Here is a 13,164-nt window from a genome sequence, read left to right as displayed (position 1 = left end):
TGTCATAGCCATTTTTCTGATCGCAAGGCGGCGTTAGTGACCCGCACTCTGACCACCATCGACGTGAAGGATTTCGCCCGTCACAAAGTTGGCTGATTCGAGATAGAGGATTGCATCGACGACATCGGATATCTCGCCCATATGACCGATCGGGTGCAGGGCATCGAGCTGTGCATGGGTCTCGACAGGATGCATTGGCGTCTTGATAGTACCCAGCGCGATCGCGTTCACCCGGATACCACTCTTGGCATACTCGATCGCCAGCGATTTGGTCGCGGCATTCAGTCCGCCCTTCGTCAGCGACGCGAGTACGGACGGTACGCCAGCGATCGCGTGGTCAACGAGGCTCGTCGATATCTGCACAACATGACCGCTGCCCTGCTTCTCCATCTCTGCAATGGCGAGTTGCGTCATGTGAAAGAAGCCAGTGACGTTAGTGCCCAGATATACCTCGTAGTCAGCCTCGGTGTATTGGGTAAATGGCTTGGCGATGAAGATACCTGCGTTGTTGATGAGCGTGTCAATGCGCCCAAATCGGGTCACGCCTTCGATGATCGCACGCTCGGCAGTTTTTCGATCGGCGATGTCGCCTGATACTGGGAGGATTGCATCATCATCCGATGGCTGAATTGAGCGTGAGATTGCAACCACCCGATAGTTGCGATCGCGGTACGCCTTGACAAGGGCTGCGCCGATGCCTTGCGATGCGCCGGTAATCACAGCGACTTTCTGTTCGATGCCCATAATAAAACTCCTTTATGCGTTTGAGGGGTTGATGAAACAAAGAATGTCAAAAGATTTATGCACTGCGGAAAGTCGCTCCACCGATTGGAGAACCAACAATGCCACCATCAACAAAAAGTTCAACCGACTGGACATAGGATGAGTCGTCTGAGGCAAGAAAGAGGACTGCTTTGGCAATCTCGTCCGCTTCTCCCAAACGACCTAGTGGAGTCGCTGCTGCCCATTCCGCTGTCAGTTCGTCCGCCTTCTTAGGTGGAGTAGACCCACGGCTCCAGATGGGAGTTTTGATTGCTCCCGGTGCGACGACATTGACTCGAATGTTGCGGGGAGAAAGTTCAGATGCGATCGCTCTCGCCATGCCGCGAACACCCGCCTTGCTTGCTGCGTAGGCTGCCCTGCCGGGACTACCCAGCGAACCGATAACGGAACTGTTCAAGATAATTGAGGAGCCATCATTAAGCAGTGGCAGTGCGGCTTGGACTGTAAAGAAAACGCTGGTAAGATTGACGCGAATGATGTTCTCAAACACCGCTTCATCAGCGCTGCCTATGGGTGTAGCTCCAGCAATACCAGCGTTAGCGAAGATAATATCTAGACTGCCGAAGCGTTGACCAATTTTGCTGAAAAGATCGGCACGGGCATTGGAGTCCGTCACGTCTGCACGATAGGCAACGGTTTTTAAACCCAGTTCTTTGACTGGGTGTTGTTGTTAGTTAACAAGACAGATTGCAATACAACAGCGTTTTACCTCTTAACTAAATTGAACAAACAGCCTGTCAAATCTGCCTATGAAGCTATATATAGGGCTTCAATTAATAAGTTATCACTCTATTAAAAGAGGAGATTTACTTTGATACTAAACTTTACTTTTTCTACCCAAACGGTTGCCCCCACCGCTCCCACATTTCCTTGTTAAATGGTGCCTTAAATTTTTGAATTAGTGCTTGCTATAGCTGCTGCCTGGGTTTTCTCTCAACCGGAGCATCCCACCAAAACGCCGCATTGACCGTAGTCTTCATTCCATAGCGATAATGCAAATCCTGATAGCTTGCTATGTAATCCTTGCAGGCGAGACGCCCACCCCACAAGATTGGATAATTTATTTGTTGAAGTTCTGTAAAGAAGGATTTAGCGATCGCACATTCATATCTTGTTACAAAATTGTCTTCCCAAACGTTAAGCACATTTGTCTTAATGGGAACAATCAATGTAAACAGGAAAAAATTAACCTTGTAGGGAAAACAGAACTATGGTGGCACTAACCGGTTATCAAATACATGAGCTAATTTATTCCGGCTCAAAAACCCTAGTCCATCGCGGCATTAGAGAATCAGACAAAATGCCAGTAGTGATTAAACTGTTGCGGCGTGAGTATCCTACATTTTATGAACTCGTGCGGTTCCGCAATCAGTACACCATTGCGAAAAACCTAGATATTGATGGGATTATCAAAACTTATAGCCTGGAGAACTATCAAAACAGCTATGCCTTAGTCATGGAAGATTTGGGCGGCATTTCTCTCCAAGAAGAGATAGGGAGGTGGGGTAAAGGGATGGGAGAAAATGCTGATGGGTTGCAAGCATTTTTTCACATTGCTTTGCAAATTGTCTCGATTCTAGATGGACTGTATCACAACCGAGTGATTCACAAAGACATCAAACCCGCCAACATTTTGATTAACCCCACTACAAAAGACATAAGACTCATCGATTTTAGTATCGCCTCCTTACTTTCTAGAGAAACGCAAACTCTGACTAATCCAAATATCCTAGAAGGGACGTTGGCATACCTTTCTCCCGAACAAACTGGACGAATGAACCGAGGAATTGATTACCGCAGCGACTTTTATTCCTTGGGTGTCACCTTTTTTGAACTCCTCACCGGACAGTTACCTTTTAGCACAGATGAACCAATGGAGTTGGTGTATTGTCACTTAGCAAAGCTTCCCCCACAGGTGCATAGTCTCAATCCTAAGATTCCCCCAATTCTGTCTGAAATTATCAGCAAACTGATGGCGAAAAACGCCGAAGACCGCTATCAGAGTGCTTTGGGGCTGAAATATGACTTAGAAATTTGCTGGCATCAGTGGCGAGAAACTGGCAGTATTGATGTCTTTGAGTTAGGAGTGCGAGATATTTGCGATCGCTTCATCATCCCAGAAAAACTCTATGGTCGGCAAGCAGAAGTAGAAAGCTTACTTGCAGCATTCGACAGAGTAGCACAGGGAAACACTGAAATGATTTTGGTAGCAGGTTTCTCTGGTATTGGTAAAACTGCCGTTGTCAATGAAGTCCATAAACCCATTGTGCGACAACGGGGTTATTTTATCAAAGGGAAATATGACCAATTTCAACGCAACATTCCCTTTTCAGCTTTCGTTCAAGCATTTCGAGATTTAATGGGGCAATTGCTGAGTGAAACCGATGCCCAACTTGAACAATGGAAAGCCACAATTTTGACAGCTTTGGGTGAGAATGCTCAGGTAATTATCGAAGTTATTCCCGAACTAGAAAAAATTATTGGACAACAACCGCCAGTCCTTGAACTTTCAGGAAGTGCTGCACAAAATCGTTTCAATTTACTGTTTCAGAAATTTATCCAAGTTTTCACAACCAAAGAACATCCCTTAGTGATATTTCTGGATGATTTGCAATGGGCAGATTCAGCATCTTTGAAGTTGACGCAATTGCTGATGAGTGAAAGGGGAATTCACTATATGTTAGTGATTGGCGCTTATCGGGATAATGAAGTTTCTCCGGCACATCCGTTAATGTTTTCCTTAGGGGAAATTTATAAAACTGAAGCGATTCTTAATAAAATTACTTTAGCTCCTCTAAATCACAAAGATTTAAATTATCTAATTGCTGATGCTCTAAAATGTGACTTATTAATTGCCCTACCTCTCACAGATTTAGTATATCAAAAAACTCAGGGCAACCCATTATTCGCTAATCAATTCCTCAAGTTACTGCACGAAGACGAGTTAATTAACTATAACTTTGATATGGGTCATTGGCAATGTGACATTGCTCAGGTTAGAGCATTAGCATTTACTGATGATTTGGTAGAGTTTTTGGTGCTTCAGTTGCAGAAGTTATCAGAAGCAACTCAAAAAGTTTTGCAGCTTGCAGCTTGTATTGATAATCAGTTTGACTTAACAACTCTCGCAATTGTCCATGAAAAATCCCTAGCGGAGACAGCAGCAGACTTATGGAAAGCTTTGCAAGAAGGTTTAGTTATACCCACAACTGAAGTTTACAAGTTTTATCAACAGGAGTCAGGAGAATCTGTCATTGCTTCTGATTCCTGGATGCTGAATTCTGGTTCGTGTTCCTACAAGTTTTTGCATGATCGTGTTCAACAAGCTGCTTATTCTCTAATTCCTGAAGACCAAAAACAGATAGTACACCTCAAAATTGGGCGATTAATGTTGAGGAATATTTCGCTTGAACAGCGCGAAGAACATCTGTTTAAATTAGTTAATCAGTTAAATTTGGGAGTTGAACTAATTACTCAGCCAGAGGAACGAGAAGAACTGGCAAAGTTAAACCTAACTGCAAGTCATAAAGCGAGGATTTCGACTGCTTATGAAGCTGCTGTAGAGTACACAAATTTTGGAATTCGGTTACTCACAGAAGATTGTTGGCAACATCAGTATGAGTTGGCTTTGACAATGTATTCAACATCTGCCGAGGTAGCCCATCTTAACGGTGATTTTGAACAGATGGAGCAAAGGGTGAAAGTAATATTACAAAATGGCAAAACAGTGATTGATCAAGTCAAAGCCTATGAAGTCAAAATCTTATCTCAGGTAGCACAAAACAGAATGTTGTCAGCGATCAAAACGGGGCTTCAAGTTCTTAAGCTATTAGGCATAGAACTACCCGAACAGCCAACACCAATAGATATTACCCGTGGACTAGAGGAGACACAATTAGCTTTAGCAGGAAAAGCTATTGAAGACTTACTAGAGTTAAAATTAATGACTGAACCAGATAAGTTAGCAGCTATGAATATATTGACAAATATAGCTGGTGCTGCTTATCTAGTTATGCCAGAACTCTATCCCTTAATATTGTTCAAACAAGTTAATTTATCCCTCAATTATGGAAATACTGCTAATTCTCTGTATGCATATTCATCTTACGGGCTGATTCTTTGTGGCATTGTAGGGGATATTGATTCAGGTTATCAATTCGGTCAACTAACTCTAAAACTATTAGATAAATTAAATGCTAAAGAATTCATAGCTAAGACATATATGATTGTTTATGGCTGTTTGAATCATTGGAAGAAGCATCTTAGGGAACTTTTGCATCCTATACAATCAGCCTATTATAGCGGGGTAGAAATAGGAGATTTAGAATTTGCAGGTTATTGTGCATGTAATTATTCCTTGATCTCATATTTTGCTGGTAAAGAATTATCTTCTCTAGTACAGGAAATAGCAAATTATAGTCAAGGACTCGCGCAAATTCGTCAAGAACCATCCTTACATAAAAATGAACTCTATCGGCAAGTAGTGCTTAACTTACTATCAAAAAATCAAAATTCTTGCCGTTTAATCGGTGATGCTTACAATGAAGAAACCATGTTGCCGCTTCATCATCAAGAAAATGATCAAACCATAATTTGTTCATTGTATTTTAATAAATTGGTTCTCTGTTATTTATTTGCTGAGTATACTCATGCTATTGAAAATGCTGAATTAGCACAGAATTATTTAGAAAGTATTCTTGGAAGTATTATTGTTCCACTATTTCCTTTCTATGATTCTCTGAGCCAATTAGCCGTATATTTTGATGCTTCTGAAGATGGGCAAGTATTCATTTTAAAGCGAGTTACAGCCAATCAGGAAAAAATGCATAACTGGGCGGATCATGCGCCGATGAATTATTTACATAAGTTTCACTTAGTGGAGGCTGAACGCTATCGCATTCTCGGTGAATATATTCAAGCAATGGAAATGTACGATCGCGCCATTCATGGAGCTAAAGAAAACGAATATATCCAAGAAGAAGCTCTTGCTCACGAACTCGCCGCCAAATTTTATTTGACATGGGGTAAAGAGCAAATTGCCCAAACCTATTTGACAAATGCTTATTACTGCTATGTTCGTTGGGGCGCTAAAGCCAAAGTTCATGACTTAGAAAAACGTTATCCTCAATTACTCGCCCCGATTCTCCAATGGGAAAAAATTCGCCTAAATCCCACAGAGACAGCATCCACTTCCCATAATATGTCCCTGTCTACTTTTAGCCCTGGTATGACAATTTCATCCAGTAGCACCAGTATTTCAGAAGCTTTGGATTTAGCAAGTGTTCTCAAAGCCTCTCAAGCACTATCTAGCGAAATTCATTTAGAGAAGTTGCTCTTTATATTAATGCAAGTGGTGATGGAGAATACCGGAGCGAAAAAATGTGCGCTAATTTTACTCAAGGATAATATTTGGGTGATCGAAGCGATGTCTACGACCGGCTACGCCTACGCAACATTCCAAGAAGTGCCAACTATTCTGCAATCTATTCCCATTGAGTTCAGTCCAGATATCCCCCTGACTCCAATTAACTATGTCAAACACACTTTAGAAACATTGGTAATCGATGATGCAACTGGGGATAATTCTTTAGCTTCTGACTCATACATTATTCGAGAACAACCCAAAAGTTTGCTGTGTGCCCCAATTCTCCATCAAGGAAAGTTAATCGGCATCCTTTACTTAGAAAATAATCTAATTGCCGGAGTATTTACACATGATAGACTCCAAGTAATCAACCTATTGTGTTCACAAGCGGCTATCTCCTTAGAAAATGCTTCTCTCTATCAGCGATCGCAAGAAAATGCCAAACAGTTAGAACACTCTCTTACAGATTTACAGCAGATGCAACTACAACTGGTGCAAAGTGAGAAAATGTCAGCATTGGGTAACTTAGTTGCAGGTGTAGCCCACGAAATCAATAACCCTGTAGGCTTCATTGCAGGTAATATCCAACCTGCTGTTAATTTAGTTGGAGATTTGTTTCACCTCATCGACCTCTACCAGGAAAAATTTCCGAATCCGGGTGTAGAAATTGAAGAAGAAATCGCAGCGATTGACTTAGAATATCTCCGAGAAGATTTGCCAAAACTGATTTCTTCGATGAAATTAGGTGTTGACCGGATTCGGAGTATTAGCAACAGTTTGCGAACCTTTTCGAGGGCAGATACAGAACACAAAGTTACTTTTAATATTCACGAAGGTATCGACAGCGCAATTTTGATTCTTAAGCATCGCTTAAAAGCATCAGAACTACATCCAGATATTCAAGTAGTGAAAGAATATGCAGATATATCTTTAGTCAAATGTTTTCCTGGGCAACTCAATCAGGTATTTATGAATTTATTAGCAAATGCCATTGATGCTTTAGAGGAGTCGAATATTGGACGTAATTTTCACAACATTAATAATACAATTGAGATTAAAACTTGTTTGAGTGAAGACAAACATCATGTTTTAATTTACATTCAAGATAATGGTATGGGAATGTCGGATGAAGTCAAACAAAAGATTTTTGACCATTTATTTACAACTAAATCTGTAGGTAAAGGTACAGGATTAGGATTAGCGATCGCCCGGCAAATTATTGTAGAAAAACATGGCGGCACTCTGGAAGTAAATTCTGTACAGGGAGAGGGTACAGAATTTGTGATTCAAATTCCGATTTAAAATTACTACAAAGTCTATATGATGTGTTGGGCTGTTGACAGACTCACCCAAAAAAACGCTCATAATTGTCATGACTACCGCTCCAAAACCATATAGATGACCCTAACAGAAGTGCGTAGGCGTAGCCCGTCGTCATCATTGTAAACGGAGACAGTCTTTATAGTAGGTTAAACCGTATTTATTTGTGTTTTACAAACCCATGACTGTGCGATAATGAGCTTCGATTTGCGCCACCGTTTCAGACTTGCGCTTTGTCTCCCATTGACTACGGTTAAATAATTCTTGTCGCAAATCATCAACATTAATTGTTATCACTTTACCATCGGCAACAATTTGCTTCCCATTTACCCAAGCACTATTAACAACATTTGTGGGACGACCTAAGACTAATAAGCCAATGGGATCTGTTCGGGGAAGCAATGATAAATTGGTGAGGTCATAAAGTACTAAATCTGCTTGTTTTCCCACAGTAATAGAACCGAGTTTATCTGCCAAATTTAGTCCCTTTGCGCCTCCCAAAGATGCCATTTCTACTGCTTGTCGGGGTGTAATCCAGTGTTGATAATCTGAGTCTGTAACGTTATGTAATATAGAACCAATTTTGATGGCTTCTAACAAATCTTGGGAGTCATTACTCGAAGCACCATCGCAACCAAAAGTCACATTTACCCCAGCTTGGCGATATTTTAAAATAGGGGCGATGCCACTGCCTAAACGCAGATTACTTAAGGGATTATGAACAACTGTAGATTCAGTTTCGGCAAGGATAGCGATATCAGCATCATTTAACCAGACGCAATGGGCAAGTGTTGTGCAATCGCTCAAAAATCCGATTCTTTTCAAATGTTCCACAGCAGTACAACCGTACTTTTCTTGAGCGAGTTTTTCCTGTACTTTGGTTTCGAGTAAATGGGAGTGACGACAAAGATTATAGCGATCGCTTAACTCGATACATCCCTTAAATAAAGCATCAGTACACAATTGTATCCCTGTTGGTGCAACTAAAATATTTACACCCTCATCCGGGCGATGAAATTGCCGCACCGCTTCTTCAATGATTTCCAATGTTGCCGCAGTTGAGCGAAAATAAGGTTCATGAGTTTTTGCTGATTCCCCGGATGGTATACCTGCGCTGAGGGATTCATCTTGAATTAAGGGGGCGATAAAGGCGCGAATCCCTACTTCTCTGTAAGCGCGAGTTGCAATGGCGATCGTTTCTAACTCAAGTCCGGGAATTAACACCAGATGATCTACCACACTCGTCCCGCCGGAAAGTAAGGTTTCCACCGCAGTACCCAAGGCGCTCAGATAAACCTGTTCGAGAGCGAGGGGGGCAAAATCATACAGTTCTGCCAACCATAATTCTAAAGGGAACATTGACATGATTCCTCGCTGCCACATCTCTGATGAGTGGGTGTGGGCGTTGAAAAAGCCAGGTAGCAGTAGCTTATTTTTGCCATCGATCGCAGTGCCGATTACCTGTAGATTGGGAGCAATGGCTGCGATAGCACCATCTACAATCTGTACATCTACTGTTGCATAATCATCACTGACGGCAATCAAAACATTCTGGATGGTGAAACTTAGCATATTTAACCTTGATTAAGTAATCGTCTTCTCAACTGAATTTCAAGTTACAAAATAGAAAATGGTGTTGGATATTGCAATTTATGAATTTGCCTTTTCGGACATTGGGAGTTGCACCAAATGCGTGGACAGTGAATGATGCGATCGCAGATATCACTCGTCTTCAAAAGACCCCACAACCCGTTATTTTATCAACAGAAACTAAAACCCTGCGCCTAGACTTAGCAAAAACTGCTATCCTCGTTATTGATATGCAAAACGACTTCTGTCACCCTGATGGCTGGTTAGCGCATATCGGCGTGGACGTAACTCCGGCGCGTCAGCCTATTGAACCTTTGAACAGCTTACTTCCAGAACTGCGTGAGGTTGGTGTTCCAGTCATTTGGGTAAATTGGGGGAATCGTCCCGACTTGCTCAATATTAGTGCTGGTTCGCGTCACGTCTATAATCCCACAGGGGAAGGTGTGGGATTGGGCGATCCACTGCCAAGCAATGGTGCTAGAGTACTCATGGCAGGTAGTTGGGCAGCGGCAGTGGTAGACGAACTAGAACAAATTCCCGAAGATATTCGTGTGGACAAATACCGCATGAGTGGGTTTTGGGATACGCCATTAGATAGTATCTTGCGGAATCTGGGAAAGACAACATTATTTTTTGCTGGTGTTAATGCTGATCAATGTGTGCTAACCACGTTATGTGATGCCAACTTTTTAGGATATGACTGCGTGTTAGTTAAAGACTGTACCGCTACTACTTCTCCTGAATATTGTTGGCTGGCGACATTGTACAATGTCAAACAATGCTTCGGTTTTGTTACTGACTCGCAAGGGATTTTAACAGCGCTGCAAAACAGTGAGGAGTGAGAGGATGTTTATAAAGGATCAAGTTCTATCGAGATTCCCCCGATCAAGCTTTAAAAAGGGAGGAAAATGAACCAAAGTCCCCTAATTTATCGGGGGATTTAGGGGGTTCTACAAGTCTTTGATACATCACAAAAGACTTTTAAAACATCCTTTGAAGAATATTTAGTAATTAGTAATTCTGTGATTTAGGCATACAACTAACCACTCAATATTCAGGACTTGGATTTTTGGAATTTTCATACCCATCGATAACTTCATAGGGGATAAATAAATGTACGCTACTCGTTGTGTAATTCCGGTTATCAAATCTCCCAAAGATTACCAAGTATATCGCATCAGTCCCAACGACTCCAATCGATTAGCAATTATTTTCGATTCGACAAATGCTAATACTTCCTTGACTTGTTGCATAGAAATTTTTGATGTTGGTGGACAAACACCGCCAAATCGCCATCAGTGGGCGGTAGAAATGTTTTTCGTTCTCAAAGGGGAAGCGATCGCTATGTGTGACGGCAAGAGGGCCACGATCAAAACTGGAGATAGTTTATTGGTGCCTCCCACTGGGACTCATTTAATTAAAAATACTGGTTCTAGTCGCTTGTACACGTTGACTGTTATGGTTCCCAATGAAGACTTTTCGGAATTGATTCGCAGTGGTATTCCGGCGGAGTTAGATGCCGAAGATATGGCAGTATTGGGGAGATTTAATGCTTTAATGCCCTGTTAAAGAAAGAATCATGTTGTGTATCAAGGTAAATACGTCGTTTCAGGTTTTTGTTAATCATTCTTTGATGGTAAATAGAGCCACGCTGTAGGGGCACAGCATTGCTCATTGGTGTCAACTTAACGTGAAACCCTTGTAAAAACTGGATATTGAGTTCACTCACTTCCCACCACGATCCGCCTCACCCCACCCTAACCCTCCCCTTATAAAGGGGAGGGAACAAGATTTATTATTTCCCCCCTTTATAAGGGGGGATTAAGGGGGGTAATTCGACTTGTGTGTACACGGTAGCCTTGGAAAGGGGAGGGAAAGTCGTTTTGATTCAGTGAAATTGGATAATTTATTTTTTGGAGTTCCCTAAATTCCGAGTCTGATAGCCCAAGTCCACGCTTAGTGGACTAAATGATTTTCACTTTTTTATCTTTACATGGTTTAGAAGCTGACGGCTAATCCCCCGAAGCCTATATTGGGCTGGGTTTATAGCCAACGAACCGCACTATCTAGTCCGCAATAACTGCACAAAGGTATTACTCACTGTATTGTCTTTGGTGTCGGCGGCATATTGAATCAATTCTTCCCGCAGTTCTTTGGCTGCATCTAATGGAAGTAAGGTTGCTAGCAAGAAATAAACACCACGAAAACGCGGATCGCCCCTTCTACCAACTAATAGTCCTTTGGCGGCATCAGTTTGGCCCAGAAAGTTCTGCACTAAGAAGAAATCCATAATTTTATCGTGGCGGAAGTACCATTCTTTCTTGGCTTCGCCTTTTTCACCTTGCCACTGGCGGCTGACTACCATTTTGTATTTCTCGTCTTCTAAAGACATGACAACTTGGTGAAATTCATCTGCGGGTAAGGCTTGTTTGTCTTCGAGTCGCATTTGGTAGACGGCGGCTGAGAATTTCTTTAAGGGAAATTCTTGATTCCATTCTTTCAGGTATTCTGCCGCCATTAAATTATATTGCTGTTCTTGCAGGCGAAACAAGTCAGGGTGTTTGCCTTGTGATAACATCAGCGCTACCACTGTTAAATCCATTGGATTGGAAAGAGTTCGTTGGGCAGCGTTTAACTCTTCTTTAGCTTGTTGCTGTTTGAGGACTTCTGTTAAATATTTGGTGCAGGCTTTTTCGTAATCAGCACCTTGAACTTGGGCATCTTTGGGGAGTCGCGGCTGACGGGATATCAAAAACTCTTGAATTTGTTGTTGCTCAAGGGGTTGCAAGTAGTATGTTTTTGCTGTTGAGGGCGGTATCCACTCTAGGGGCTGGGTAGTCATAATAATGTTGCCCCGAAAATAGCTTTCGACAAACTGGCAGATTTTTGCCCGTGTTTCGGCGGTGACTTCGTTGAGTCCGTCAATGCAGATGTCAATTGCACCACTGTAAATCAGGTTTTTCAGGAAGTCGGCATCTTGGGCTTGGCCGTGTAGCTTGTCTTGGATGGCTTCAATTACGCCTTTATTACACTTTTGGGCGGGGAGATAGACAAGAATTTGCTGGGAGTTTTTGACAAGATGGCGCAAAAACATCGACTTGCCTAAACCAGAATCGCCTTCTAAGACAATTTGCCCTTTGATACTGGGTAATGCTGCGGTGACAGGGAGGATTTCTTCGGAATTGGGAATTTTAACTCTGGACTCTGGGAAGTATGTTTTGTCATTAAAGTTATCTAAGCCGGCATCGGCTAATAGAGAAGGCTGGAACGGCTCAAACAGTTTGCGGCGCAGGAAGGGAACCCAGGCGAGGAGAAAGCCGACATAGCCGACACCGAAAATTCGGCGTACCCACGGGTTCCAGAAGAAGATGGCTTGGACTTGGGGAAATTTGGGGTAGGCAAAGATTAGGGCTAGCCAAAAGGCAGCATGAATGAGGATGGTGTTTCTAGCAAGGACGAACCACCGCCACAACTTCAGATTATCTATTGCTGACTGCACGGCATTAGCATTAGTGGAGTGGACTTGTTCCAGGTTGCTGTAATGGCTTTGCAGTAAGACAATATCCTGTAATTTCCAAGTAACGTTTTTGTTAGTGGTAACTTCCGAGATTTGCCTGGCTAAGTCGTCGCGTAAGCGTTCTAACCCCTGACTACTATTCCAAACTTGCAGGAATAAGTTGAGGATTTCGACGCCTTCATTGTATGTGAGTTTCTTAGGAACTACTTCAGGAGAGCCAAGCCATTTTAGTAGAGTTTTCACCTCCTCAGTGCCACCACTCAGGAAATAGGTAAGAAAACGCCAATTTAGATATTCTGAACTTCCAGGTTCATAAACATTATTCAGAATTACAATAACCTCCTTTAACTCCAGTTTTCTGATCTTGCCCAATGCCGATGCCGCACCTGAACGAACGTAGGCGTCCACCTTTTCATCCTTGAGGAAATTGAGGATGTCAGGGACGTAGTTAGCCGCCGCTTGTCCCAGGTTGCCCAATGCCACTGCCGCACCATAACGAACGTTGGCGTCCACCTTTTCATCCTTGAGGATTTTGGCGATGTCAGGGACGTAGTTAGCCGCCGCTTGTCCCAGGTTGCCCAATGCCACT

The 13,164-nt window shown here is 42.5% G+C and carries 7 protein-coding genes and 1 pseudogene; 3 read left to right on the top strand and 5 right to left on the bottom strand.

All coding sequences use genetic code 11. The features are described 5' to 3' along the window. Nucleotides 1–33: 33 nt before the first annotated feature. The 3 genes from V7K30_RS07410 to V7K30_RS07400 form a co-directional block, all read right to left on the bottom strand. The gene (locus tag V7K30_RS07410; protein ID WP_334998469.1) at nucleotides 34–744 is read right to left on the bottom strand and encodes an SDR family NAD(P)-dependent oxidoreductase; all 711 of its coding nucleotides are present in this window, start codon (nucleotides 742–744) and stop codon (nucleotides 34–36) included. A gap of 55 nt (nucleotides 745–799) precedes the next feature. Further along, the gene (locus V7K30_RS07405) at nucleotides 800–1,432 is read right to left on the bottom strand and encodes an SDR family NAD(P)-dependent oxidoreductase (protein ID WP_334998515.1); all 633 of its coding nucleotides are present in this window, start codon (nucleotides 1,430–1,432) and stop codon (nucleotides 800–802) included. A gap of 259 nt (nucleotides 1,433–1,691) precedes the next feature. After that, the gene (locus V7K30_RS07400) at nucleotides 1,692–1,928 is read right to left on the bottom strand and encodes a hypothetical protein (RefSeq protein WP_334998468.1); all 237 of its coding nucleotides are present in this window, start codon (nucleotides 1,926–1,928) and stop codon (nucleotides 1,692–1,694) included. A gap of 65 nt (nucleotides 1,929–1,993) precedes the next feature. Here V7K30_RS07400 and V7K30_RS07395 point away from each other — a divergent pair, with 65 nt between their 5' ends. Further along, nucleotides 1,994–7,450: a trifunctional serine/threonine-protein kinase/ATP-binding protein/sensor histidine kinase gene (locus V7K30_RS07395; RefSeq protein WP_334998467.1), complete on the top strand. Its 5,457-nt coding sequence runs from the start codon at nucleotides 1,994–1,996 to the stop codon at nucleotides 7,448–7,450. Between the two features lie 189 nt (nucleotides 7,451–7,639). Here V7K30_RS07395 and V7K30_RS07390 read toward each other — a convergent pair whose 3' ends face one another. Then, complete coding sequence (locus V7K30_RS07390; protein WP_334998466.1) at nucleotides 7,640–9,040, bottom strand: amidohydrolase; 1,401 nt, start codon at nucleotides 9,038–9,040, stop codon at nucleotides 7,640–7,642. 80 nt (nucleotides 9,041–9,120) lie between these two features. Here V7K30_RS07390 and V7K30_RS07385 point away from each other — a divergent pair, with 80 nt between their 5' ends. Then, entirely contained in the window at nucleotides 9,121–9,900 is a 780-nt protein-coding gene (locus V7K30_RS07385; RefSeq protein ID WP_334998465.1) for a cysteine hydrolase family protein, read from the top strand. A gap of 271 nt (nucleotides 9,901–10,171) precedes the next feature. Further along, nucleotides 10,172–10,627 (top strand): cupin domain-containing protein, encoded by a 456-nt coding sequence (locus V7K30_RS07380; RefSeq protein WP_334998464.1) that lies wholly within the window; start codon nucleotides 10,172–10,174, stop codon nucleotides 10,625–10,627. Nucleotides 10,628–11,120: 493 nt separating this feature from the next. Here V7K30_RS07380 and V7K30_RS07375 read toward each other — a convergent pair. Next, nucleotides 11,121–13,164: pseudogene (locus V7K30_RS07375) on the bottom strand (HEAT repeat domain-containing protein); the annotation flags it as partial.

Origin of the sequence: Nostoc sp. (genome assembly GCF_036917655.1) — a bacterium.
In the GTDB taxonomy this organism is placed as follows: domain Bacteria; phylum Cyanobacteriota; class Cyanobacteriia; order Cyanobacteriales; family Nostocaceae; genus Nostoc.
This window is presented reverse-complemented; position numbering and strand designations above follow the sequence as displayed.